This is a genomic window from Psychrobacter sp. JB193, assembly GCF_002285555.1.
Classification (GTDB): domain Bacteria; phylum Pseudomonadota; class Gammaproteobacteria; order Pseudomonadales; family Moraxellaceae; genus Psychrobacter; species Psychrobacter alimentarius.
This window is the reverse complement of record NZ_NRGY01000001.1, coordinates 649,484-674,083: the sequence shown is the minus strand read 5'-3', so window position 1 is coordinate 674,083 and position 24,600 is coordinate 649,484. Positions and strand designations below refer to the sequence as shown.

General features: G+C 43.4%; 40 protein-coding genes and 1 other RNA gene. 31 read left to right on the top strand and 10 right to left on the bottom strand.

Translation table 11 applies throughout. From position 1 onward, the window contains the following. Positions 1–11: 11 nt before the first annotated feature. Positions 12–782, bottom strand: coding sequence for a response regulator (locus CIK80_RS02950; protein WP_062845863.1), 771 nt, complete (start codon positions 780–782; stop codon positions 12–14). A 359-nt stretch (positions 783–1,141) separates the two neighbouring features. Here CIK80_RS02950 and CIK80_RS02945 point away from each other — a divergent pair, with 359 nt between their 5' ends. After that, a complete protein-coding gene (locus tag CIK80_RS02945) occupies positions 1,142–1,813 on the top strand; it encodes a dienelactone hydrolase family protein (protein WP_095568815.1) in 672 nt (223 codons plus the stop codon). Between the two features lie 85 nt (positions 1,814–1,898). Further along, positions 1,899–2,257, top strand: a transfer-messenger RNA (tmRNA) gene (gene ssrA / locus CIK80_RS02940). Between the two features lie 82 nt (positions 2,258–2,339). Here ssrA and CIK80_RS02935 read toward each other — a convergent pair. The 9 genes from CIK80_RS02935 to CIK80_RS02900 form a co-directional block, all read right to left on the bottom strand. Continuing rightward, complete coding sequence (locus tag CIK80_RS02935; RefSeq protein WP_095568814.1) at positions 2,340–3,494, bottom strand: site-specific integrase; 1,155 nt, start codon at positions 3,492–3,494, stop codon at positions 2,340–2,342. A 192-nt stretch (positions 3,495–3,686) separates the two neighbouring features. Then, positions 3,687–3,857, bottom strand: a complete 171-nt coding sequence (locus tag CIK80_RS15305) for a hypothetical protein (RefSeq protein WP_179288312.1) — start codon at positions 3,855–3,857, stop codon at positions 3,687–3,689. Positions 3,858–3,859: 2 nt separating this feature from the next. Then, a complete protein-coding gene (locus CIK80_RS02930) occupies positions 3,860–4,378 on the bottom strand; it encodes a hypothetical protein (RefSeq protein WP_095568813.1) in 519 nt (172 codons plus the stop codon). A 16-nt stretch (positions 4,379–4,394) separates the two neighbouring features. Continuing rightward, positions 4,395–4,616, bottom strand: a complete 222-nt coding sequence (locus tag CIK80_RS02925) for a TraR/DksA C4-type zinc finger protein (protein ID WP_095568812.1) — start codon at positions 4,614–4,616, stop codon at positions 4,395–4,397. A 162-nt stretch (positions 4,617–4,778) separates the two neighbouring features. Further along, on the bottom strand, positions 4,779–5,603 hold the full coding sequence (locus CIK80_RS02920) for a DUF2303 family protein (protein ID WP_095568811.1): 825 nt from the start codon (positions 5,601–5,603) through the stop codon (positions 4,779–4,781). 44 nt (positions 5,604–5,647) lie between these two features. Beyond that, positions 5,648–5,986, bottom strand: coding sequence for a hypothetical protein (locus CIK80_RS02915; protein ID WP_095568810.1), 339 nt, complete (start codon positions 5,984–5,986; stop codon positions 5,648–5,650). Between the two features lie 63 nt (positions 5,987–6,049). Then, a complete protein-coding gene (locus CIK80_RS02910; protein ID WP_095568809.1) occupies positions 6,050–6,421 on the bottom strand; it encodes a hypothetical protein in 372 nt (123 codons plus the stop codon). Next, positions 6,422–6,724, bottom strand: coding sequence for a hypothetical protein (locus tag CIK80_RS02905; protein ID WP_095568808.1), 303 nt, complete (start codon positions 6,722–6,724; stop codon positions 6,422–6,424). It lies immediately after the preceding gene. 179 nt (positions 6,725–6,903) lie between these two features. Next, a complete protein-coding gene (locus CIK80_RS02900) occupies positions 6,904–7,641 on the bottom strand; it encodes a S24 family peptidase (protein ID WP_143516777.1) in 738 nt (245 codons plus the stop codon). A gap of 131 nt (positions 7,642–7,772) precedes the next feature. Between CIK80_RS02900 and CIK80_RS02895 the strand changes: the two genes are divergently transcribed. From CIK80_RS02895 to CIK80_RS02760, 29 genes are all read left to right on the top strand, one after another. After that, positions 7,773–8,024 carry a hypothetical protein gene (locus CIK80_RS02895; protein ID WP_095568806.1) on the top strand — a complete coding sequence of 84 codons (252 nt, stop codon included), beginning with the start codon at positions 7,773–7,775 and terminating at the stop codon, positions 8,022–8,024. A gap of 58 nt (positions 8,025–8,082) precedes the next feature. After that, positions 8,083–8,538 (top strand): phage regulatory CII family protein, encoded by a 456-nt coding sequence (locus CIK80_RS02890; RefSeq protein WP_095568805.1) that lies wholly within the window; start codon positions 8,083–8,085, stop codon positions 8,536–8,538. Beyond that, a complete protein-coding gene (locus CIK80_RS02885) occupies positions 8,525–8,869 on the top strand; it encodes a hypothetical protein (protein ID WP_095568804.1) in 345 nt (114 codons plus the stop codon). Before CIK80_RS02890 ends, CIK80_RS02885 begins: the two co-directional genes overlap by 14 nt. Before the next feature lie 42 nt (positions 8,870–8,911). Then, positions 8,912–9,586 carry a phage antirepressor KilAC domain-containing protein gene (locus CIK80_RS02880; protein WP_095568803.1) on the top strand — a complete coding sequence of 225 codons (675 nt, stop codon included), beginning with the start codon at positions 8,912–8,914 and terminating at the stop codon, positions 9,584–9,586. Further along, a complete protein-coding gene (locus CIK80_RS02875) occupies positions 9,586–11,091 on the top strand; it encodes a DUF1376 domain-containing protein (protein ID WP_095568802.1) in 1,506 nt (501 codons plus the stop codon). Before CIK80_RS02880 ends, CIK80_RS02875 begins: the two co-directional genes overlap by 1 nt. Then, a complete protein-coding gene (locus CIK80_RS02870) occupies positions 11,088–11,345 on the top strand; it encodes a hypothetical protein (protein WP_095568801.1) in 258 nt (85 codons plus the stop codon). Before CIK80_RS02875 ends, CIK80_RS02870 begins: the two co-directional genes overlap by 4 nt. After that, on the top strand, positions 11,342–11,614 hold the full coding sequence (locus CIK80_RS02865) for a hypothetical protein (protein ID WP_095568800.1): 273 nt from the start codon (positions 11,342–11,344) through the stop codon (positions 11,612–11,614). Before CIK80_RS02870 ends, CIK80_RS02865 begins: the two co-directional genes overlap by 4 nt. A gap of 22 nt (positions 11,615–11,636) precedes the next feature. Beyond that, on the top strand, positions 11,637–11,837 hold the full coding sequence (locus CIK80_RS02860; protein WP_095568799.1) for a hypothetical protein: 201 nt from the start codon (positions 11,637–11,639) through the stop codon (positions 11,835–11,837). Then, positions 11,834–12,319: a hypothetical protein gene (locus CIK80_RS02855; RefSeq protein WP_179288311.1), complete on the top strand. Its 486-nt coding sequence runs from the start codon at positions 11,834–11,836 to the stop codon at positions 12,317–12,319. The genes CIK80_RS02860 and CIK80_RS02855 overlap by 4 nt, the downstream gene beginning before the upstream one ends. A 2-nt stretch (positions 12,320–12,321) precedes the next feature. Continuing rightward, positions 12,322–12,504, top strand: coding sequence for a hypothetical protein (locus CIK80_RS02850; protein ID WP_095568798.1), 183 nt, complete (start codon positions 12,322–12,324; stop codon positions 12,502–12,504). A 16-nt stretch (positions 12,505–12,520) separates the two neighbouring features. Beyond that, positions 12,521–13,360, top strand: a complete 840-nt coding sequence (locus CIK80_RS02845; RefSeq protein ID WP_143516776.1) for a hypothetical protein — start codon at positions 12,521–12,523, stop codon at positions 13,358–13,360. 470 nt (positions 13,361–13,830) lie between these two features. Continuing rightward, positions 13,831–14,049, top strand: coding sequence for a hypothetical protein (locus tag CIK80_RS15220; protein WP_143516775.1), 219 nt, complete (start codon positions 13,831–13,833; stop codon positions 14,047–14,049). A gap of 27 nt (positions 14,050–14,076) precedes the next feature. Beyond that, positions 14,077–14,262: a hypothetical protein gene (locus CIK80_RS15570; RefSeq protein ID WP_343286953.1), complete on the top strand. Its 186-nt coding sequence runs from the start codon at positions 14,077–14,079 to the stop codon at positions 14,260–14,262. Next, positions 14,208–14,351, top strand: coding sequence for an HNH endonuclease signature motif containing protein (locus tag CIK80_RS15565; RefSeq protein ID WP_343286952.1), 144 nt, complete (start codon positions 14,208–14,210; stop codon positions 14,349–14,351). Before CIK80_RS15570 ends, CIK80_RS15565 begins: the two co-directional genes overlap by 55 nt. 118 nt (positions 14,352–14,469) lie before the next feature. Beyond that, positions 14,470–14,934, top strand: coding sequence for a phage terminase small subunit P27 family (locus CIK80_RS02830; RefSeq protein WP_095568796.1), 465 nt, complete (start codon positions 14,470–14,472; stop codon positions 14,932–14,934). A gap of 18 nt (positions 14,935–14,952) precedes the next feature. Further along, complete coding sequence (locus tag CIK80_RS02825; RefSeq protein WP_095569505.1) at positions 14,953–16,674, top strand: terminase TerL endonuclease subunit; 1,722 nt, start codon at positions 14,953–14,955, stop codon at positions 16,672–16,674. 16 nt (positions 16,675–16,690) lie between these two features. Further along, a complete protein-coding gene (locus CIK80_RS02820; protein ID WP_095568795.1) occupies positions 16,691–17,971 on the top strand; it encodes a phage portal protein in 1,281 nt (426 codons plus the stop codon). Beyond that, positions 17,940–18,788: a head maturation protease, ClpP-related gene (locus CIK80_RS02815; RefSeq protein ID WP_095568794.1), complete on the top strand. Its 849-nt coding sequence runs from the start codon at positions 17,940–17,942 to the stop codon at positions 18,786–18,788. Before CIK80_RS02820 ends, CIK80_RS02815 begins: the two co-directional genes overlap by 32 nt. Before the next feature lie 57 nt (positions 18,789–18,845). Then, entirely contained in the window at positions 18,846–20,072 is a 1,227-nt protein-coding gene (locus CIK80_RS02810; RefSeq protein WP_095568793.1) for a phage major capsid protein, read from the top strand. A 116-nt stretch (positions 20,073–20,188) separates the two neighbouring features. Continuing rightward, a complete protein-coding gene (locus CIK80_RS02805) occupies positions 20,189–20,380 on the top strand; it encodes a hypothetical protein (protein WP_095568792.1) in 192 nt (63 codons plus the stop codon). 30 nt (positions 20,381–20,410) lie between these two features. Next, positions 20,411–20,584: a hypothetical protein gene (locus CIK80_RS15300; protein WP_179288310.1), complete on the top strand. Its 174-nt coding sequence runs from the start codon at positions 20,411–20,413 to the stop codon at positions 20,582–20,584. Between the two features lie 2 nt (positions 20,585–20,586). Next, positions 20,587–20,895: a head-tail connector protein gene (locus tag CIK80_RS02800; protein WP_095568791.1), complete on the top strand. Its 309-nt coding sequence runs from the start codon at positions 20,587–20,589 to the stop codon at positions 20,893–20,895. Positions 20,896–20,925: 30 nt separating this feature from the next. Then, positions 20,926–21,162, top strand: coding sequence for a hypothetical protein (locus CIK80_RS02795; RefSeq protein WP_143516774.1), 237 nt, complete (start codon positions 20,926–20,928; stop codon positions 21,160–21,162). Between the two features lie 4 nt (positions 21,163–21,166). After that, positions 21,167–21,523, top strand: coding sequence for a phage head closure protein (locus CIK80_RS02790; RefSeq protein WP_095569504.1), 357 nt, complete (start codon positions 21,167–21,169; stop codon positions 21,521–21,523). Positions 21,524–21,525: 2 nt separating this feature from the next. Then, entirely contained in the window at positions 21,526–22,029 is a 504-nt protein-coding gene (locus tag CIK80_RS02785) for an HK97-gp10 family putative phage morphogenesis protein (RefSeq protein ID WP_095568789.1), read from the top strand. Next, positions 22,026–22,385 carry a DUF3168 domain-containing protein gene (locus CIK80_RS02780; protein ID WP_095568788.1) on the top strand — a complete coding sequence of 120 codons (360 nt, stop codon included), beginning with the start codon at positions 22,026–22,028 and terminating at the stop codon, positions 22,383–22,385. The genes CIK80_RS02785 and CIK80_RS02780 overlap by 4 nt, the downstream gene beginning before the upstream one ends. Positions 22,386–22,414: 29 nt before the next feature. Next, positions 22,415–22,906 carry a phage tail tube protein gene (locus CIK80_RS02775; RefSeq protein WP_095568787.1) on the top strand — a complete coding sequence of 164 codons (492 nt, stop codon included), beginning with the start codon at positions 22,415–22,417 and terminating at the stop codon, positions 22,904–22,906. 84 nt (positions 22,907–22,990) lie between these two features. Next, positions 22,991–23,431 (top strand): phage tail assembly chaperone family protein, TAC, encoded by a 441-nt coding sequence (locus tag CIK80_RS02770; protein WP_095568786.1) that lies wholly within the window; start codon positions 22,991–22,993, stop codon positions 23,429–23,431. A gap of 374 nt (positions 23,432–23,805) precedes the next feature. Then, positions 23,806–24,486, top strand: a complete 681-nt coding sequence (locus tag CIK80_RS02760) for a hypothetical protein (protein WP_095568784.1) — start codon at positions 23,806–23,808, stop codon at positions 24,484–24,486. Positions 24,487–24,600 lie beyond the last annotated feature (114 nt).

Sequence of the window (24,600 nt, the reverse complement as noted above, 5' to 3'; positions counted from 1 at the left end):
AGATGATAATACTAAGCTGGGCATAAACCATACCCCAACCCGCGATGTGTATGAATAACATCAGTGCTGGCGTCAATGGTTGCCAGCTGCTTCCGAATAGATTTGATATGACTGTCTATCGTCCGAGCTAGGCGATGATCTGGATAATCACTGACGGCGCTTAGGAGTTGCTCGCGGCTAAAGACCTGATTCGGTGCTTGTAACAAGGTTAATAAAATTTTGCGCTCAGTGTTGCTCAGCTCAAGTTTTTGCTCTTGCCACATTAAAGAATAATTGAGTGGTTGGTAATGCCAAACCCCAGATTGACAGTTAAACGTTAAAGCTTGTCCCGACATTAGCGTATCATTAACGGTATTATCGGTTATTATATTACTAGAGGACTGCTGAGAAAGTAGCTGCTCGCGTCGCCAAATAGCCTTTAAGCGAGCGACAAGCTCTCGAGGACTAAAGGGTTTTGCACAATAATCATCACCGCCCATCTCTAGACCTAAGATACGATCGACTTCATCACTACGAGCTGTCAAAAACACAATAGGTATATCTTTTAATGCATCGATACCAGCACTATGACGTATTTGTTGGCACAAGCTTAAACCGTCACCATCTGGCAACCCAACATCCAAAATAATGGCCGATAGGTTTCTTGCCTCATCACTGCGCAGCATTGGCAAGACGCTACTGGCATTATCAAGCCATGTTATGTCCCAACCTTCACGCTTGCATGTGACTTTGAGCGACATTGCAATGGCAGGGTCATCTTCTACTAATAAAATATGTGTCATAAGCATTGCATCGTTATATAAGAGAAAATGGATTAGAATAAATGATTTTTTAATACTCGTTGAGGTATGGGTGTTGAAAAATAATAGTAGGGCGTCATACAGTAACTAGAGTGTTAACCATATATTTACTAAATAATCGTAGCATAAAAGCTGTTTAAGGTTTTAATCCAGGTCCTAAAAACGTGTGAAAAGTTAATGGAAATTAGACGGCTCATCATTAATCTTTTGACTGTCAGTTTTGAATAGAGACTGTAAAATAATCAGCGCCACTAAAAAGAAGAATATAATATACGGCAACGGTTCAATTTATTTAAAATACAAACGTGTTTACGTCCCACTTTTAAAGGAATACAGAAAGTATGAGTAATTATTTAGATACTGTCATTGTTGAGCATAATCCAGCACAAAAAAAAATAGATAGAGCCGTCATCTGGCTGCATGGCTTGGGTGCCAGCGGTCATGATTTTGAGCCAGTGGTTCCGCAATTAGGCTTGTCTGATGATATGGCTGTGCGTTTTATTTTCCCACATGCGCCGAAGCGTCCAGTGACAGTCAATGGTGGTATGATAATGCCGGCATGGTATGATATTTTGGAGATGAGCCTAGATCGCAAAGTGGATACGGCTCAAATTGAAGAGTCCTCTCAGCAGATACAAGATTTGATTCGCCGTGAAATTGAACAAGGCGTCGCACCTGAACATATCGTCATTGCAGGATTTTCACAGGGTGGGGCAGTGGCGTATCATGTGGCACTAGGCTATCCAGAGCGCTTAGCAGGTTTGATGACGCTCTCTACGTATCTGGCAACCAATGATAATATTGACTATAGTACTGCCAATAAGGACATGCCGATTCTCGTTGAGCACGGTTCTCATGATCCTGTGGTTCCCGTTATTTTGGGTGAGCAGGCGCAGCGGTTGCTATCTGACAAAGGGTACAATGTAACTTATCGGACTTATCCGATGGCACACCAGGTTTGTATTCCGCAAATTCAAAATATTGGTCAATGGTTAAATACCGCATTAGCTTAAATTATTAAGCTGTAACGTAATGTAATGCAGTTGTTATATAGGTTGAAAGTCAGCTGATAAGTGCTATATAATAGTCGACCTTATTGGGGATGTTCTGGCTTCGACGCTGGTGATGAAACTCAATGATGCATGTCGAGAGTGTATGTCCTCTCGTTAATCAAACATATATTGTTATAGTCGCAAACGACGAAACTTACGCTCTAGCAGCTTAAACCCTGCTTACTTAGTTGCTGATCACCTACAGTTGGTTAACTAAGTTGAAGCGTCCGCATGTAGGCTCGCCACAAGTAATTGTCTCAATCGCTTGGGTTCAAAAGTAGAGAATCGTCCAATCCATCCTGACTGTCGGATCGGTGCGGACTAAAACTAAAGACAGAAACTAAACATGTAGATTCATGAGCGTAATGCCGGCGGACGCGGGTTCAACTCCCGCCATCTCCACCAAATATATTAAATAAAGTCAGTCACTTAGGTGGCTGGCTTTTTTTATGACAGGCTTTTGACAGGCTTTGGTTTTGCTGGCATGTTAGTCTGTATTCAATTTAGATACTTCAATCTTATTCTGATCACCATGCAACCATCTACCATATCGCTTGATAAGCATCTGCAAACTATGGCCCAATTGGTTGGCGACAAATACTGGGTTAACGTCTGACATTAATAACATCGTGGCATAGGTGTGTCTAGCATTATATGCTGGGCGGTGTCTTACCCTCGTAGACTTCATTGCTTCAATCAATCTCATGCGGGCAGGTTTCTCATTGTAAAAAGGCTCATTCGTTTCTGGGCATATCATCACATAGTCATTACTGAGCTTCATAGCGTCCAGTGCCTCAAGTGCACGCTTCGACCGGTCATTCAAATAGACTTCACGAGCGGTATGAGTCTTAGTGACTTGCTTCTCAACACCACGTACACGGCTTTTATTAATGATGACTGAGCCGTTAAACCAGTCTACATCCTTCCACCTTAAAGCGTATAGCTCGCTTGGGCGACAGCCCGTCCAAAACGCAACTTCGAAATACCAATAATAAAAATGGTCCTTATCTGTCAAATTTTTGTCCAACCACTTTAGTAACGCGTTCATTTCATCACGGGTGAATGGATCAGGTAATCCTGATTGCACCTTTTTATTTTTTATCATCGCCATTGGGTTTTCTGCTGGCGTGATAAGGCGTAATTCAATCGCCTTCTCAAACACACCCCTAAGTGGTACTAGGCAGTTATTAAATGTCTTATCAGATTTGAAGCCAATGTCAGAGATGATGTCACGTATCAGGTCAGAGGTTATTTCTTGGATGGGGGTCAGCGCTATGTGAGGCATCCAGTGTTTATTTAGCGCACTGACATAATCTTTTTTAGAATCAGAGTTGGCTTCACAATGTTTCAGGTATTTTTTGGCTACATCTTGAAATAAGACGCCATCACTCACCATCACACTATCATCTTCAATCATTTTGCCTTTGGCTGCATCAAGGTCTGCTTGAGTGAGCAGACCCCATTCAGCTTTGGTAATTAGATCGCGTCTAATTTTAGCGGCTGCGCTGATACCCGCTGCACTGATTGGATAAGGGAGTGTGACTTGATACTCTTCACAGTTTCGTTCAAAGTAGATCTGGATGCTGCCCGATCTAAGCCGCACGCCTTGCGGTAAAGTATATCTGCTTGTTTTGTCATCCACTGGTTATATCCTCTTATTGAATAATACAGGTTACCACTCTGCTTCATCCAAACAACGTTTTCTGGCCACTCTCGCTTACGGTGAGTTAGCTTTTGCTCAGCAATACCAGTTAGGGTAGCGAACTGCTTGGCATCTACCCAATCAAGGGGCGTTAGGCCCATTTGGTGGAGTAGGTCGATTATGGCTTGAGATTCATTTGGCATTTCTTGCACTCCTATCTTGTTGTCTGGACAACTCCTTAGCGACTTGAGATTTAATCACTATCTCATCATATTGCTGCTTGGTTATTTTTTTAACAAACAAGCCGTCATCGTACCAATAGGTCTTGCCGAACAACCCTAGTTTCTGATAAACCTTACTCACAGTCATTCTCCTTTATGCAGATTTTGTATACTGCACTGATAGTTATCAGCGATACATAGTGACTTGCCATATCTAGCGACAACGCCATCGATTTTTGATACCCAGTAACCAGCCTTGTCTAAAATTGGACGATGCTCAAAGTATGCAACGGTGCCAGCTTTATCTATTGCACGCCATGGCTTATCAGGATATTCCCAGCGTACCTCCTTTATAGATTTTGGCATTTGAATACCACGTCTTGACGACGGCGGTTCTATAAAAATATCTGGCTGCACGCTTCCAAACCGTGCTAAAAAATATGCAATCAAATCTTCAGGGTCAGCATTTAAGTCGACTGGCTCACACAGCTGATGTTTTGAACCATCGAGAATAAGAAGTTTGTCTTTAATAGAAAAACGCTGTGCGTACTTGCGCCTAGTACGGCCAGTTTTCGTTACATCATCAAACACAGCAGACATTCGGACCGTATCGATGCCATTGATTGACTCTCGTATTACTGAGCTGTTATTTAGTCTTAACATGTGCTGCTCCTATTATCTAACGACGACTATGGTTCCAAGCCCTTACTGAGCTTTCGTGATGTTTTTGGCAGTCAACACAGCGTTTCACATTACCCATTTCTTGGCGTATAGCTGGTATATCCTCGCCACATTCCATGCACTCAGAGAGTGATGGGATATCGAATACCGGTAACACTCTAAGCCGTGCCTTCATCTCAGCGTCTATGCGCTCACCAGCTAGATCTATATCGTCAGCCATTAGCTATCCACCTTCTTAAATTCAATCATTGGTAAGGATTTTAGTGTTTATCAGCATCGATATAGACACTGACAAACTTTGAATAAACGCTATAAACAATACTTAAGATGCGAACGTCCTAGCACAGTTTCGGCCTTGCTTGGATTTCAAATCTGACCAAGACTACGGCGCGAACGTACCAGCATAGACAGGTAGATCATCAGGTACAGCCGTCTTAATCATTTCAACAAATTGCTTTGCTTGTTCGTTTAAGAGTTTATGTTCACCTACGATACGAACGCCAAAGCGGACGTTCTCGTCATCTGTGAGCACAGATAAACGAGCAATTATGTTTATTGCTGGCAAGTCGTCATATGCTGGTGTATGCATAACAATGAAGCCAGGTAACTTAACCGCTGAGTCCGCTTCGATGTGTTCCAGTGCAGATTTGGTTGAGCTCATATCACGTACATCACTGGTCATTTCACGTGCTGTCTTGATAGTCACGCTACGGAAAGCGTTGATAGCGGCTGCCATACTCATAGCATCAGCAACTTCACCATCGACTGACTCGTAAAAAGACAGACAATAAGAATAATCTTGTACAAACTCGATAAGACCTTTTTGATTAAGTCTCTGACTACTGCGCAACGAAGCAAACTCATGCGTTATGTTCAAAACAAGGTTTGCAGTGTCGTCAGCATGACCAGCTACAGTCTCATTGCCTAGATTGAATATGGCCTGACATGCCATTTGATTAATATGGTTATTGTCAACAAAGCATTTATCAGCACTGCCGCGCTCAGTCACATAATCAGAAAACGCTTGCAATGACTTTGTTTTGAAGGTGCCACGGAAACGATCACGATGCTCTTGATTGGCTTCAGTATTTTTTAAAACATAACTTTCAGGTATGGTTATTAACGAAGGTGCTTTAGAGTTTTTGAGGTTCATATTGATACTTTGCGCAAGTCTTGCAACTGTTTGCGCGTTATTAACATCTGACATGTTGAAATCCTTAATAGTGGGCTTGAGGGGTTTAACTGCTACCGTTATTCGGCAGCAGTGTGATTGACGAACAGGTCATGCTGGTTCTCAGGATATGAGCTCAGACGACCACCTTTATTGACGTACATAAGTGTATCGCTAGGCGTTAGCTCTGCACGATGACCACGACCAGCCTTGGGAGCCTTATAAGAGAGATCGCATTCCATCTCAACTTGATTGTCAGCCTTTGATGGTGCAAAACGCAGCTTGATAGTCACTTCACCTTTTTTACCGTGGCTAGCAACACTTTCTGCAACATCTGATAAGACATGACCAAATTGTTTGGCAAATACACCGGCATTAAGTTCGCCTACGAAGTTTTCTGCATTAGTTGGGGTAGTCATAGGACTGTCCTTTTTTATTAAGTGGTTTGGACTGGCTCGCCTGCTGGCAAGACAGGTTTGAATTTAGATTTTCATTCTTTCGACAACAACAAACTCGGTTATATCTTCGAGCGTCACGTTCCAAGTGATTGGATCAAACTTAGTGGGCTTTACGTTCTTAGCGTATGTCGAACCCACGGTATTAATTTCGTCTGAAAAGTAGCAATCGTGGCTGCCATTCCAATAAGAAGTATTGAATGATATGCCGTTATAATCTTCGTCAGGATTTCCAATCATCCCAAAATAGATGCCGTTTTGATTGAAGTCTTCGTCGATGCCTTTCGGTATTTTCGCCAGAATAATAGTTTGATAGCCATTGAAACGAGACAAGACATCTGCTTCGTCTTTCGGGAACTTCTCCCAGTTAAGTTCGGGATTGATGATTAATTCAGGCATTTATTTATTCCTTGTGTTGTCAGCGTAAGCATTAGATATAAAAAGATTAGCGTGACGCGCTGCCTTGGCTTGCTCAGACGCTTCGTACACCTCAGCATCAAAGCCATTCATCGGGTCAGTGACATAGTTGTCATCGTCGCTGGTTAGATATGCCTTATGTTCTGCAATCATCGCGTCCTGACCCGCCTGCTGACGATTAAACGCATCATTGATTTGCTGCACGCCAGCCGTTGCTGCAGTAGCACCAATTGCTAATAGAGTGATAACGCCAATGCTGGCTAGAAAGTCTTTGATTGAGTTCATAACAATTACTCTGCTTCGTTGTGATGAATACTAATTTAGTATAATACTAAATAAAACGCAAGTATAAATTTAGTTTAAAGGTAAATAATAATATTTGTATTGAACTAAATAATACTTGCGACACAAATTGCAGACATAAAAAAACCGCCAAAAATGGCGGCTTTAGTACTAATTAGAGTTTATAGCTTTATAAACGTGTATCGAACACGTCCGAACAAATTGAATTGCCCAAATGTATCTCTCGTAATTACTTGGTCAGGATAAGTCTCTTTGTCCATATTGTCAGACTTTAAGATGACGGTACCATTTAAGTTTTTGATAGCTCGCTTACACATCATCTCGCCATCAGCATTAAATACATAGATTTTATCGTTGGTGAAGTTATCAAATTCTCTTTCATTTGTATTAACAAGCATCAGCGTACCATGTGGGATGGTGTATCCCATGCTGTGACTACAAGCATGCATAAGCAACAGACCTACACCGTCAATCGGTAGATTGTTGTCACGTAAAAACTCTACTGTGAATAGTTGCGTATGTACGGCTGGGTAATCTTCATTGACATAACCGTTGCCACAGCTGGCCTTTATGTCTAAGTATTTAATAGGTACTAATGGATAGGCTGATTTAACTCCCACAGCAATGTGATCAACAATCGGGTCTGAAGCTGCCGCTGGCGCGTCTGAGCTTTTATGATCTAAGGAGTCCATCCAGCCACGTTGCAATCCTAGGGCTTTTTCTACATCTCTTGCAAACTCACTGCCCATACTGACGCTTTCGCCATTCTTTTTTACTCCTTTCTTAATTTGACTTATATACGACGCTGGCTTGTCTACTGCCTCAGCGAAGTCTGATTGAGTCCTAAAATTAGCAATAAGACTCAACATGTTCTCACGTCTTATGCTTCCAATGTCCACGGTATAACTCCTGCTAGTGTTTTTAGTATTTAACTAAAACATAGACGTAATGTAAATGAGTGCTAAACATAATTTGCAAAGCTTATAATTTAGTTATAAACTAACGTTAAAATATAGCTTGAGGCTAAATTATGACTAATTTAAACAAGAAAGAGCGCCGACGTCCTGTCGTTATCTCTTTAACGCAAAAGTTAAACGGTATGCCAGAGCAAGAACGCAAAGCTTTCGCGACTAAATGCGGTACATCTTTTGGCAATTTACAACAGATCGCATATGGGTGGGGTGGCTGCTCAATTACGCTCGCTCAGTCCATCGTTTCAGCTTGTGATCAATCAATTGAGTTGGATGATCTTATTCCTGAACTCAAGAAGTCTGCTTCTTAGGTAAATAATACAACCAACCCGTAATCAACAATACGTTTTTATGAACAGGAAGGACACGATGGACGTTATCGACGCAGCACACAAGACAGTACATAACCCAAAACACGGCGGTTCAACAGCTATTGCCGCGCGTATGGGTATGTCTCCCACTGTTCTGAATAACAAGGTTAATCCAAATACTGACAGTCACCATCTGCGCTTAGATGAGGCGGTCACAATTATGGAATACACAGGTGACACAAGCATCATTCAAGCCATGGCTCAGCGTCTTGGTGGTGAGTTCACAAGCTCAGCTGGTCATACACCGCAGGCAAACTTGCTTATGACCGCTTTATCTACAACGGCATGCCAAGGCGAATTGATGGTTGAGATGTATAGAGCACTTGAGGATGGGATTATTGATTGCAAAGAGAACGAGTCAATACAGACTAACATTCAAAATATGATCGTGGCTTTGCGCACCCTTGGTAAGCATGCTAACGAAAAATGTGAGGGTAGTCATGCGAACAAATAACGAATTGATCAAACAGACCAATGAGCTAGCGCAAAGATTTGCTGCTATGAACGGGCTTTATATCAAGACGCCTAATCCTGACTTCTGCAATATTAACACGCCAGAATGTCAGAAATTTTGGTCAATGGCTTGCTTAGCTCAAGAGGTGCTTACTGGAGCGAATCCGAATATTTGCAACAATTTAAGAGAAGCAACAGAAGTGACTGGCGATGATGCAGATATCAGACGTGAGTTTGACCGTATAGAAGCTTGCCAGCACAAGCACTGGGATTTTAAACACGAAGCAGGCGCACAAACAAAAACCCCATCAGCTGTAACTGATGGGGTTTAGGCGTTTCTTTAATACATAAAACTGGATGAAGGAAATATTACTATGAATATTCAGACTTTGCAAACAAATAATCAAAAACGCATGACTAGCCAGCAAATAGCTGATTTGGTCAAAAAGCGTCACGACAATGTAAAGCGCACTATTGAGTTAGTGGTAAAAGCTGGCGTGATTGTCCAACCTCAAATTGAGGATGAATACAGCCAAGATACTATGGGCCGTCCTCGCACAATGCAGGTCTATGTTTTTGCAGGTGATCAAGGTGAACGCGATAGTCTTGTGGTAGTGGCCCAACTTTCACCAGAATTTACTGGTGCTCTTATAGATAGATGGAGAGAGCTTGAAACTCAAGCAAGCGCACCAGTTATCCCACAAAGCTTTGCTGAGGCTCTACAGTTAGCAGCTAACCAAGCGCTACAGATTGAGCAGAACGCGCCAAAAGTTTTGCATTATGACAACGTGGTTGAGCGCAAAGGTCTGCTTAATGCTACCCAGGTTGCTCAAAAGTTACGTCTATCAGCTGTCGCTATGAACAAGATACTTGACGAGCTTGGAGTCTATAACAAGGCGGTGAAGCGTTCGCGTGTGTTCCAGCAATGGTTTATCGATAAAGGCTTGGGCGAAGTCAAACAGACTGACCAAGGCTACTCGCAAGCTATGTTCACCAAGCGCGGTGAAGCATGGATCATTGAGCGTTTGATTAGTGAAGGGGTGGCCTAATGCATTTCGTTAATCACAACTTCACTGACCATGACTTTGAAACTAAACATTTGAACCGTATCGAGAAAACCATCTATCTTGATTTGCGCTCTATCTACTTATCAACTGAAAAGCCTATCGATGGCAGTGATATGGACCTGCTACAGCGCCGCTTATCTGTCACTGACGACGCTGAAAAGCAAGCATTGGTATTTGTACTAAAAGACAAGTTCACCAAGGCTGGCAAGCTATTCAAGCATCCAGTATGGGACAAGATAATCAAAGATTATAAGTTTCAGCAGATCTCTATTGCACTTGGTGATATGACTAAGCGACTTAGAGCAGCTGGCGTAACTGTCGAAGCGAATGCTGGCATGTCAGCTATTAGAGAGCTATACATCCAACGCTTTGGTGGCGACAAGCTAACACGAATCACGAATAACGCTAATGTCATGACGAATGAAGCGAATGTGAAAGCGAATAGGGCGAATGATAAAGCGAATGTCATGACGAATGAGGGCGAATACAAGCTAACTTCTAATGACGAACGCAAATTTATGGTTGATAGCTTAAAAGGTGTTGGCGAATCAGTCACGCTAAAGACCTCTATAGCAACGCTTAGAGAGCTTTATAGCAAGCGCTTTAACAGTGATAGCAAAACAGATGCTACTAACGCTATCCATCAAGCGAATGGTATGACGAACACTAACGCTAATCCAATGACGAATGCAGCGAATGCAATCACGAATGAAATTAACGCGGAAAATGACACCATAACTACGAACCATGAACCAGAAACCAATAACCATAAACCAGTTAGTGAGGACGCACACACAAACACAGGCGATGTGATTGTGGATAAGTCTAATCATCATTCTGTGGATAACTCTACTCATAATAATCAAGCATCAGACAGCCAACCAGTAACACCTCAGTTATCAGCCAACCAGCCAGCAACCAAAGCCGACCAGATACGTAGCCTTAATGCGGTCGATATGGAGTGTTGGGAAGCACCAACCATTGATGAAATGCGTGCTCAGTTATTCAGAGCTGGCAAGATGATGCAGCTTACTGATGACCAGTATTCGCTTCACGTAGAAGACTTCAAAGCTTTTCATTCTGCAAAAGCAATGGAAGGTAAACCATTAACTACTGAATCGGTGCGTAAATTCAAACTGCGTAAGTGGATCATAGATGAATTTGACAAACAGAAGATTGCCGAAGCACGTGTAGAGAAAGCTAAAGGCCGCTTCTCTACGGATAACGAAGATTGGGGTACCACTGCCAAGAACTCGTCTAATGATAATTATGACAGTGATCTACCACCTGCTTACCATCCAAGCCACAGCAAAGGTAAAGCCATTGATGAGTATGCACCACTATTCTTGAATGGCTGCAAGCGCCTACCTCTACCGGGCATGACAAATGCTGAGACTGAAGCGTATGTAGATAGATATGTTCAGTCTAGTGAGCCACGAGTAGCTGCATACGATCGTTTATCAAGAGAAATGAAGGAGGCGGTATGAAGCGGCTAACGCAAGCAATATTCAGCGGTCAACCATCTTGGGTTAAGAGCGCAGGCATAAGCGGTTATGGTCATCTTACTTATTTTAGCGTCACTAAAAATAGGTTGAGTACATACGGTAGGCAGTTAGAAATCGGTAAGATTACCGCCGCTGACTGGCCACCAATTCAGAACGACTGTCACGAAAAACTAGGTTACATCGCTTGTGATACGACCGACTGGCAGGACAGTGCGATTGATAGGGAGGCAGTATGAGCTATTTCGACGGTTACGCCCAAGGGCCAGTAAACATAAACCAAGAAGTAAAATTTAAGCTAACCAATTACGGTCAAAAGATACTAGATGATCATAATGCTGAGGTTAGAGCTACATGCAGAATGCTGTCCGATTACAGTGCTACTAAGATAGATAGTGAAGGCATGCATGTAATGCAGTTACATACAGCCATGAGAGTGTTTGGTGGTAAAAATATTGGATTCACGCAAGGCCCTTTTGAAAACTGCGTTATGACTGTTTTGCGTTAAACCATTTGAAGATGGTGTGAGCATGAAGACCACAAAGGATCTAAAAGTTTCAGGGCTTCAAAAGTCGTTTGATACAAACGTTTATTCTTATCAAGGCTGGTCTGGTCGAGTGAGAGTAGTTGAAGGTAACCCTTTCTATGATGACTATGCCAAGTGGTCTGATGACGGCAAGGCCAAAGATCATGAATATGGTGATATTAATTTAAGGGGTGGTAAGAAATGATTTTAATCGGTATCGATACAGGCGTTAAGACAGGCTTTGCTCATAGCATTGATGGTGTGCTTCAGGACGTATCAACACAGACTATCCTTAGTGCACAAGATAGAGTTTTAGAGATTAGAGACGAAGCGGCACAGTCAGACGTTAAGCTGGTCGTTTGTATTGAGGACGTTCGCAAGCGCACATGGGTAGACCACAGCATTGGTAAAGAGCGATTGAAGGGCGTTGGCTCAGTCACAAGAGATTGTAGCATCTGGCAAGAGTTCTGTGAGCGTAACGGCCTTCGTCATATATTAGTACCGCCATCTAACATTGATACCAAGCGTAGTGCTGAAGACTTCGAGATGATTACTGGTTGGACGGCTCGTACATCTGGGCACGCTCGAGACGCTGGCATGATGATCTATAAATATCACAGGCTTATTGATAAAGGTGTGGTCGACGTGCCAGCACCAAAGCCAATTAAAAAGAAAGGGAGTAAGTGATTATGGATTGGAAATATTGGCCAGAGTGTTTTCATGCACTAATGGCGATGATTTATAACGTTGTGTTGGTGCTAGCTGTGTCGTGGGTCGTTGTGTCCCTATATAAGCTGTCAGATTCGTTGTTAGCATTACTTGGATTTGTAGCGCTGCTGATGGTTGCAAGAGTTGGTTTTAAACGGGATTGATATTGAGGGGATGGCGATGTGTGGTATTGATACTAAGATTGATTGGGTTGATAAAGAAGGTGAGGTGATTAAGGTACTGCATGTTGATACTGATAAAGGCGAGGTTAGATTTAACTGGCATAACAACGCCAACCGTAAAAAAGAAAGGGTTATATCTATTGATAAGTTCCTCCGTTACGCTGTACCAGCCAATCAAGTTCAAGAAGTGTTGGATAAGCCTGTGCCAGTAAAAGAACAATCTGCTAAGCCAGGGCAGCAGTTTGTAGCTGTATGGGCTGGTGAATCACAACTTAACTTTGCCCAGTCTCCAAACCTGCAGCTATCAAATCAAGATTGGTTAGAGCAGGGCATGCACGCTAAGACTGTTAAGTTTAACATCGGTGCAGGTGGGTTGCCTCCTGAAGTTAATTGGGAAGATCACTGCGCTGCTATTGCCATGATTGACGACGAGCCAGCCAAGGCGCTGGCAAGTATATTGCTATGGGGTAGTGACACCAACTGGAATTGGTCACGTCATTTCGATGATGTGGTGAAGCATTTAGCAACCAATATGATTGAGAGATGTAATAAAGATAAGCGTGTTGCACCGCAGGCATGTACTCATACCTTGCCTGAGCTGGCACGACTGATGGCGCGGATGGTATTACACTTTGAATTGTATGAGCTATGGGATGTTTACACAGTCAAAGGCCGGTTGCAGTTCTCAGGAATAGAGGTAAAGGCTAGTTCTTATACTACATTATGGGTGCGGTACCAGCGTCAAATGATGGATGATCTCATCGATATGGTAAGTACCGCTGATCAGTACGTCAGTAGCTATCGCATGCAGCTTAATAGAGTAGATGATAACGCTTGACGCACCGTGCCAGATTAGGGTAATATTTCTCATACTGCTAAATGGTAACAGATAAAGCAGAACATAAAAGACGACGGCTTAATTGCTCTCGTCTTTTTTTGTGCCTGCAATTTGGTGAGGTCGTTATGTGATTAAGCACAGGCTTTGATATGGGCCTAAACGTAAACAGCCAAGATACTGCCTGATTGATTTGGTCACAGTCAGCACATGCCAACGAGACACCCACTAGCAGGTGACGCTGCACACATCGAAGTCTATACACATTAATGATTGTTGCATGTGACAGCCGTTAATATTGTTTAGACGCATCTTATTATCCCGAAGGTAGCTCAGTAGGTAGAGCGCATTACGCTGTTGTATGAGGTCGCAGGTTCGAGTCCTGCCCAACGGGCCACATTATTATTCCTTTGCTCACGTTAGAAATAGCGTGGGCTTTTTTATGTCTAACGTTTGGTCATGGAGTTGTTGTCATGCGATACGAGTGCACAAGCGAAACGCTGTACAACAACTACCGAACTGGCGAAACGTTACAGTACAGAGACTCAAACCTGAAGCTGCTTACTGCTAGAGCCAATAATGGTAATAGTGAGGCTAAAAAGTATATGGCTTTGATTGAGCCTGATAATAATAAATGGAAGTCAAAGCCATGCCGTCCACTCCTTGCCGCCAATACCGCTGCCCAAACCTAACCACTCGCAAAGACAAAGGATACTGTGATGACCACTCAGACCAACGCAGCAACTGGACCAAGCGACCAGATAGAACGGGCAGCACAACAAAGCGAGGTTATGGATATGCTTGGCGTAAGCTTCGTGCGCAGGTACTTGATCGTGATGGTCATCTTTGCGTGGCTTGTAAGCGCGCAGGTAGATACGTGCCAGCCACCGACGTCGACCACATAATTAACAAAGCAAATGGCGGTACCGACGAGCCTGAAAACCTACAATCCCTCTGCAAAAAATGTCATCGAACCAAAACGGCCAATGAATAAAGGGGGAGGGTGGGTAAAAACTTCAGCCGGAAGCCCCTAGTGACCGCCCCCTAAAGTACATTTTTACGCGCGTTTAATTAAAAGTTTAGCCCATTGACTAAGCTAAGGAATTTGTGATATGGGAGGTTTGGCAGCGGTACCAGGTCGAGGTCGCAAGCCGGACCCGAAAAAATCTAAAGGCAAAAATATCAACGTTCCAGAATTTAGTAATGTTACCGATATTGACCCGCCTGATTATATGGACGGCCTAGAATTTGCACCGATGATTTGGCGCTCGATAGTGCCTGAGCTTTTAGAAAACGAGCTGCTGAAAATTACCGACATGCATAACGTCGAGATTTTTTGCATGGCCTATGATAACTATCGTGAGTGCCAAAAAGAGATTGCTTTAAACGGCATAACCTTAGCCACTGAAGGTGGAAGCACAATCAAGAATCCAGCATTAACAGCACTCAATGAAGCAGTAAGACAAATGGCGACTTTTGGTAGCTTGCTTGGACTTGACCCATCTTCGCGTCAGCGCTTAACTGGCGTTGGTAATAAAGAACAAACAAACCCATTTTCAGGTGTCCTTAATATGTAGATGCTCAAGCGAGATACTATGGCCGATTATCCTAATGTAGATATCGCCAATAAGTGGGCAAGAGCAGTTGTCAAAGGCAAAGTTCCAGCGTGCAAATGGGTTGTTCTAGCTTGCCAACGCCACTTGGACGACTTAAAAGCGTCAAAAAAACGTGACTATCCATATAAATTTGATCCAAAAGCCGCCGAAAAAAAGATACTTTTCGTTGAATTGCTACCTCATACGAAAGGTGAGTGGGCCTTAAAGCGCTTAAAAATTCAGCTTGAGCCATGGCAAAAATTTGGCATCGCAGTCACGTTCGGTTGGATGCGTAAAAAAGACGGCTTCAGACGCTTTCGAGAATCGTATTGGGAGGTACCGCGTAAGAATGGTAAGTCTGCAATCGCAGCGGGCGTCGCTCTTAATATGTTTGCCAACGATGGTGAGTTTGGTAGTGAGGTTTATTCAGGCGCGACAACAGAGAAGCAAGCGTGGGAGGTTTTTAAACCAGCGCGCTTAATGGTGATGCGTTCGCCCGATCTAATAGCGGCCACCGGCATACAGATTAACGCGGCAAGCCTTGAGCGTCCTGATGACGGCTCATTATTTGAGCCTATTATCGGTGACCCGCCAGATGGCCAGTCGCCGCATTGCGCTATTGTCGATGAGTACCACGAGCATCCAGATAGTCGCCTTTATGACACGATGCAAACAGGTATGGGCGCGCGCCGCCAGCCGATGATATTTGTTATCACGACAGCCGGTCATAATATCGAGGGCCCTTGCTACGAGCTGCGCAGCCGTGTGCAAGACATGCTATTAGGTAACGTGCCAGATGATGAATTGTTTGGCTGGATTTGGAGTATTGACGAAGGCGATGATTGGACCGACCCAAAGGTACTGATCAAAGCCAATCCTAATTATGACGTCTCTGTCTATGCTGACTTCTTAGAGTCCCAACAAACCAAAGCTATCAACAACGCCAGTCGTCAAAACTCTTTTAAAACCAAGCATCTTAATGTTTGGGTGTCTGCAAAATCTGCCTTCTTTAATATGGAACATTGGCGCGCATGTGCTGATGACAGCCTAAGCCTTGATGATTTTTCAACAACGCCTTGTGTGATGCCGATAGATTTGGCGTCAAAAATCGATATCGCAGCGCGCATCAATCTGTTTTATCGACACGAAGACGATGGCAAACTTCATTACTACTGCTTAGCACCATGGTTTTATTTACCAGAAGACACGGTTTACAAGGGTGATGAGAAGCAAGCGGTTGAGCGGTACCAGAAGTGGATGAATCAAGGTTTGCTTGAAGTGCATGACGGTGCTGAAAATGACCTGAATGCCATCGCTGAAGACTTGGTTTCTGATGCAGGTAGCTTTCCATTAACCGAAGTACCCTACGATGAATGGGGTGGTTTCCAAGTCGCCGCTACTATTGAAGCCGCAGGATATGACGCCGTAAAGATTCCTAAGACGGTCAAGTCTTTCTCTCCTGCTATGCGTGAACTAGAAGCAGCTATGAAAGGTGGACGGTTCCATCACGACGGTCATCCAGTCTTATCTTGGATGATTGGTAATGTCGTATCACGAGAGGATGCAAATAATAACGTATTCCCTCGTAAAGAAACCAACTACAAAAAAATCGATGGTGCTGTTGCCCTGCTAATGGGGATCAGTCGCGCAATGGTGCTGGCAGGTGATGGTAGTAGCGGTGACAACGGCTTCTACGATGATCCAATCATGATCGGCGTTTAATATTTAAGGATTCAATGTGCTTAATCTAATCAAGCCCAAGCGTTTTGCAAAAGCTGCAAAAGCCGCAATCAGTTTTTTAGGCTTGGATGGACATCTGAGTCTAACGCCTAGCGATAATATATCGACTAGAACAGCCAGTGGCAAAAACGTCACTGTTGATAGCGCCTTACAGCTTAGTACTGTATTCGCGTGCGTGCGCTTAGTCGCTGAGACAGTATCAACATTGCCTATAAAGGTTTATGAAACTAAAGCCGATGGTAGTCGTGTGTTGGCCAAACAGCACCCTCTATACGATTTATTGTGCCGTTCGCCCAATTATGAGATGACGCCTGCACGATTCATGCAAATGATAGTGGCAAGCCTACTGCTTTGGGGCAATGCTTACGTTGAGATTAAACGGAATATCACAGGCAGTCGCATCATATCGCTTGAGCCGCTATTGCCTCAGCATGTCAGTGTAACTCGCAATAAAAACAATCAGCTGCTGCAGTATCACTACACAGATGAAGGTACGCGTCGAGAAATAAATCACAAAGACGTCATGCATATTCGCGCATTTGGTGTCGATGGCGTGATGGGTATATTCACGATTAACAAGGGCCGTGAAACATTTGCTACTGCAGCATCTGCTGAACAAGCAGCTGGCAAGTTTTTTGAGAACGGTTTACAGACGTCTGGATTTTTAACTACTTCAGAAAAGCTTAACAAGGAGCAACGCACTACACTTAGTAAGCATATTGAGCGGTTTATGGGAAGTAGCAATGCTGGCAAGACAATGGTGCTTGAGCATGGCATGCAGTACAACGGCGTTACCATGAATCCAGAAGCGGCGCAAATGTTAGAAACACGCTCATTTGAGATTGAGGAAATCTGCCGTTGGTTCCGTGTATCGCCCATTATGATTGGTCATTTTGACAAGCAAAGCTCCTGGGCAGCTTCTGCTGAAGCGCAAGATTTACACTTTTTGAAATACACGTTTAGACCCTTGCTGGTGAATATTGAGCAAGAAATTCTACGTTGTCTGATTGGCAAACTTGATAGTGATAAATACAAAGTTGAGTTTAACGTTGAGGGCTTGCTACGAGCAGACAGCGCATCACGCAAAGAATACTATGCGTCCGGTCTTAATAATGGTTGGTTCAATCGCAATGAAGTCCGTGCCAAAGAGAATATGCCGCCGATTGAAGGTGGTGATAAATATACTATCCAAGCCGCATTAATCCCGCTTGATCAAGTGGGCACAAACTACAATGGAGTTACCAAAGATGAGCAAGCGAACAATGATGCCAAAAGCTGATTTTGAAGCAACGCATGATGTAAGAATGCCGCTTGCTTTGGACCGATGGAATCCAGACATCAAAGCATTAGATGATGACTCTGAGAACGTCATTAATATTTTAGAAGTTATTGGCTATGACTGGTGGACCGATGGTGGCATCACCGGCAAATCTATCAGCGCGCAACTCAAAAGATTTAATGGTGCAGATATCGTCGTTAATATCAATTCCCCTGGTGGCGATGTGTTCGAGGGCCTAGCAATCTACAATATGCTGCGCGAATATGCTGGCCATGTAACCGTGCAGGTGGTTGGTATGGCTGCAAGCGCCGCCTCGTTTATCGCTATGGCTGCTGATGAAGTTAAGATTGCGCGCGCTGGCTTCTTTATGATTCACAATGCTTGGACTGGTGTAGGCGGCAATCGTAACGATATGCGTGAAGTCGCTGATTTTTTAGAGCAAATTGATGCGACCATCGCTGATATCTACCATGTTAAAAGCGGCATGGAGGCGACAGAGCTTTCATCGCAAATGGATAAAGAGACTTGGATTAACGGCAAGACAGCCGTTGAGACAGGTATGGCCGATAGCTTCTTAGACTCTGATGTGATTGCAGAGCAAGCCAATAATACTGCTAAAGAGCGTATTGCTGCGCACAAACTAGATTTGATCATGGCGCAAGCGGGCATGTCTCGCAAAGAGCGCCGCGGTCTTGTAAAAGATTTAAAGAGTACGCCTAGCGCTACTCAACCAGATGCTACGCAAAACGCTGGCGTTGACTTATCGGGCTTGGTTGTCGATCTGCAAAATGCGATTGATTCAATCAAACTAAAATAAACAAACTCAACCATTCACCTCGCTGCCTATATGGCGGCTTTTTTTGTGAGAAAAATTATGGATCCTGAAGATATCAAAAAAGATGAAGTAGCCAATCAGCTAAAGCTGGTCAATGCTAGCGTCAAAGAGCTGACTGAAAAAGCGCTGCCGGCAGCCGAAAATGCTTTGAAAGAAGCAAAGAAAGCTGGTGATCTGTCAGAGAAAACCAAAAAAGATGTGGATGAACTGATTACCAACTTAAATAATCAGCGTGACCTACAGAATCAACTAGCAACCCAGTTGGGTGAAGCTGAGCAGATGTTCGCCCGTCTTGGTAATAATTCTGGTCAAGCACCAGCACGTAACCGCGCAGGTGATTTGGTTATTGCTAATGAATCTATGATTGATTTTAGTCGGTCTGTAGTTGCTGGTCGACGCTTGGCAATTGATATGCCACGTAACGCGCTGACTTCGTTTACTGTCAATCCAGTTGATGGCAGCACCCAAATCATTACTAACCCTAATCAGCGTTTGACAGTACGTGATTTATTGGCCCCTGGTGATACTGAATCACCATCAGTTCATTACTTACGTGAAACGTTATTTACGAATAACGCTGCACCGGTCGCTGAAAATACAACCAAACCATATTCGGATATTGAGTTTGAAGAAGTGTTATCTGGTGTCAAGACGGTTGCTCACCTGATGAAAATTGCCAAGCAGACGCTTGATGATTTGCCACAATTAAGAAGCATCATTAATGGTCGTTTGCTCAACGGTTTAAAGCGTGTTGAAGATACACAGCTGCTATTTGGTAGTGGTGTCGGTAATAACCTTCACGGTATTTATACGCAAGCTACTGCTTTTGCTAATCCTAGCACTAAGACCACGCCGTCAAACAGCTTGGATTTAATGCGCTTGGCAATGTTGCAAGTTACATTAGCTGAGCTATCAGCAACTGGTCACGTCATGCACGATATTGATTGGACTGATATTGAGTTGATCAAAGATGCCAATACAAAGGGTTACTTATTTAGCAATCCATTTGGCACATTAGAAGCGCGCCTATGGGGTCTGCCAGTTGCGCAAACCAATCAGGCAGGCATGCATGGTAACTTCTTGACAGGTTCTTTTGCGGACGCCGCACAAATCTTTGACCGTGAGGATGCGAACGTTGTCGTCTCTACCGAGAACGCCGATGACTTTGAGAAAAACATGGTGTCAGTCCGTGCTGAAGAGCGCTTAGCACTGGCAGTCTACCGTCCGCAAGCCTTTGTTAAAGGGTCTTTGACAATCGCGCCATAACGAAACCTCTATCGTTGAATATACAAAATACGCAACCTGTCTATCAAGTTGCGTATTTTTTATTAAGCCAAAACCATTTTATCAAGCTGTTTTTGTCTTACTAAAAGGAGCAGGTCATGAAAGTTAAGTTTAAAGATGTTATGTGCATGGGTAACAAGACCTATAAAGCAGGTGAAGATGTTGAGGTCAGTGATATCAGTGGTCAACAACTCATTGAGAGAGGCGATGCGGAATTAGTCAAAGATGATGACGATTCTGCAGCTAAGTCAAAACCAGCTGCCAAAAAATCCACCACCAAAGACGAGTAATTAATTATGTTTATACGTACTTTGAGATACATGATAGTCAACCGAACCCCTCTGCAGAGTAATACTACTGTCGAAGTAGATAAAGCAGAAGGTCAAAAGCTGATTGATAAAGGTCACGCTGTTGAAGTTGATGCGCCTAGTGTTGCGGTAGCAAAAGCGGAAACGCCAAAAACCAAAGTGGTCACGAAAGATAAGGCAGATTAATTATGGTCACACTCGAGCAGGTAAAATTTCAATGCCGCATCGAGCATGATGATGAAGATGCGCTGCTGGCTGAATATATGGCAGCTGCTCGTGACCATGTTCAGAAGCATCTTGATCGTACTATTTATGAATTAGCGGTACCGGACGATGATCCTGATGGCGTTATTGATAACCCATCCATTGATCAGGCGACTCTGCTACTGATTAGCCATTGGTACGCCCATCGTGAGGCGGTATCTGAGTCGTCAATGACAGAGATGCCAATGGGTACTTATCATTTACTACAACCCTATCGCAACATGGGAATTTAACAATGACTTGTAAATCATGCGAGGCCAGACGTGAGTGGATTAAACGAAGAGCCGATGAAGCAAGAGATCGCGCAAAGCGACTTATTGCCAAGCTTAATAACACTGGTGACCAAACTGGTCGAACAAAATAGCGTGCTCATCGAGCAGTCCAGTGAGAAAGAAAAAATCATATTGCGACTGCTTGATCAGCACGATGAAATACTAAGCGAGCTCATCGAGCAAGAAGATGGCGATGAGCAGCCGCGCTCAACCTTTTTAGATGGGTGATGATATGGCAGTCAAGGCAGGCGAATTACACCATCGCGTCACTATAGAAAGCTATGTGAAAGGCGGTCGTGATGATGACGGGTATGAATTGCCGTCAGAGTGGATTTTTTACAAAAAGGTGTATGCCAAAATCACGCCACTCTCTACTAAAGATTTACTCAGCGCACAAGCTGCGGACTCTGAAATCACAGCGCGAATGAAAGTCCGATATAACGCTGGACTAGATATCGATACAACTATGCGCATTATTTGGAAGGGTCGCGTTTTTGCTATAGATAGCCAAGGGCTTGATGATAGCGACACTGGCGTCGAATACACAACGTTCAATTTGAGCGCCGGTGTTGAGCAGCATAAGGACTAATCATGGCTAACGAAATCACAGGGCTTGATGAAGTGCAGGCTAAGCTACGTCAGCTAGGCAATCAACGCAAGGCCAAGAACGCTGCTACACGCTCATCACGCAAGGCAATGAACATCGTTAAAAAAGCAGCTGTGGTCAATGCCAAGGCGCTTGATGACAAAGATAGTCCTGAAAAGATTTGGAAAAATATTATTACTAAGCCTGGTAAAACCAAGGGTGTTGATAATGTCGTGATGAAGGTTGGCGTTAAGGGTGGTGCAAAAAATTACGGCACTAATGCAGACAATAGGCGTGCAAATCGAATAGGGCGTACTTATCAAACGCAGGGCAGTAAGGCGAACCCCGGTGGTGATACGTGGCATTGGAGGCTGGTAGAGTTTGGGACTGCAACGAGCTCTGCAAAACCTTTGTTGCGGGCAGCACTCAATAACAATATGCCTGAAGTACAAACTGAGTTTACTAGAGCGTACAAAGAAGAGCTCGACAAGGAGATTGCAAAGCTATGAGTTTACCAATCTATCGAGCTTTAAAAGCTGATGCACCGCTGGCGTTGCTAATCGATGTAGAAACGAAAGTTTATGAAGACGTAGCTCCCTACGGTACGGCACCACCATACATCGTATGGCAAACAATATCTGGTCAGGCAAACAATCATTTAGACGAACCCGCTAATTTTGACGATACACAGTATCAAATCATGGTCTACGCGGCAGATGCCAAATCTGCTTATGCAATACGCGACGCAGTGCGTGTAGTCCTCGAGCAGCAATCTTGGATATTAAATCCATCCATCCATCAGTATGACAGCAAAGCTAAGCTGTACGGGCGCGGCTTTGATGCCAACTGGATATTAGCACGTTAACTATTAACCAATCACACTAGGAGCCGATCATGGCTAAGAAAGAAAAAGGCATTCTTACGCAGGGAACCGGCGTTTGGATTAAGCATGGCGACGATGCTACGCCCACACTGACCAAGATGGTATGTATTACTGCCATTGTCATTGGTGACGATACGCCAACGGATATTACTGATACATGTCTCGAGGAAGAAGATTCAGCAACATCAACATATGGGCTTAATACGCCAGGCGAAGGCTCTATTTCGATTAATACAGACCCTAAAAATGCAACCCATATTACATTGTTGCAGCTCGCTGATGACCGTGAGCTTGTTGAGGTGTTTGTAGGTCTTTCAGATGGCAAGATGGCGCCAGAACTGGCCAGTGATACTGTTACATTGCCAGAAGGCCGTAGCTGGGTTTCTTTTACTACACGGCTAAGAAATAGTGCTCCTGTAATAGATCCTGACTCATTGGTGAAGCACACTATCTCTATGAAACGTCAGTCTCGAGCTATTGCTGCATGGAAGACTACTGATTAGTAAAAAGTTCGGTGTGATAACACATTGCAAATTTAAACCAAAGCCTCTTGATTGGGGCTTTACTATTTTTAGAGGATTGCAAAGATGGCGAAGACTCCAAAGTCTAAAGAGACTCAGAAAGCATCAACGACTCAAGAAGATTCAAATACTCCAGAAGTACCAAAACCAACTAAGGTTTCATTGTTAGATGTGAAAGCGGGTAGTTTGGTATCAGAGATTCGTGATGACACGGTGAGCTTTTATCATAATGGCGAGGAATTTGAAGTTGATATTCGAATCAAGCAATTGCCATTTGAGGTAACTGACGATTTGCATAAGCGCATGAATAACAAAGAGGATGTGACTTTCGAATGGATCAGTAAAGCACTGGTTGATGATAAAGGTGATCGGTTATTTACTGAGCAGCAAGTAAGGGATACTTTTGTGCAAGCCATGGGTAGCGCTATATTTGATAAGGTATGGGGGCTTGATAATATAAAAAAGGCTGTGGAGAAGGAGGCAGCCAAGAAGAAAAAGGTTTCATAGCTGGCGAGAACGAACTGCTCTATGAGCTTGCGCTAGCAGGTATTGGCGGCAATACCATTCACCAGGTTAAATGTAATCTGACATTATTAGAGATTCGACAGTGGGCAGCGTATCGTTCACGGCGGGGTAGTCTAAACATTGGCAGGCGTGTCGAGCAAGCAGCTGCCAATATTATTGCAATGAACATCAATAAAGGGCTTAAAGCTGAGGACTGGGTAGAGCCAATTGAGTTCATGCCCAATGAAGATGATGTGATTGAGAGCTTTGAGAGTCAGATTTTAGACTAGATATTTGTTTTATTAATTAAAGTTGCTCTAATGTTACTATTGTTTTATATTCATATATTCTATGATTTAAAAACAAGGAATTAAGCCGTGTATAAAACATTAATCTGTGTCGCTGCATCGATTGCAGTTGTAGGTTGCGCTACGCCATTAACTAACTATCAACCACAAAAGAGAGAAATTAGTGAGCCACCGATCAACAGCATTAATGAGGCTTATGTAGGTGATAGAATGTTGAGCCAAGGAACAATCACTGAGCGCGATGCTTTATATTTTCCTGTTACGCAAAAGACCAGCTTTCAACATACTATTCAGCAAGGGTATTATCCAAAGCGTGGTGAAGATGCTGAATATATTCAATACGGTATTTCAAACGAACCTGGTGCTGGAAAAATCATAGATGGTCCTTTATCAGATCCGACGCAAAGTGTGACTCTAAGAAAAGCCGATAACGCTATTTGCATGTTTACTATCTATAATATGAATGTAGATTGCAAAACTGGCTTAAATTTTAATAAACAAAACTGGTCTACTGCAGACGCTAATAGTTTTCAACAAACCCTCTTATATAATGGCAAAGTTGGGTCAAAAGTAAATATTGGTTATCGTGAGTTTTCAGGTGATATGGCACGTCCCGCTTTCAGTAATGCGGTTGAGTATGACTTAAATGAATCTCAGCAAATTGGCTACAAAGGCGCACTTTTAGATATTATAGAAGCTAATAATCAAATGATTAAATACAAGGTTCTTAAAAACTTTAAAGTTCGTTAGCAGTTGATTATTTGGTAGATAGCTTATGCAATACTCACCACGATACAAACTACCGTCGCAACAGTTAAACTGGGCGCAAATATGGGTAAGCAACTTGATTGAATATAATCAGTG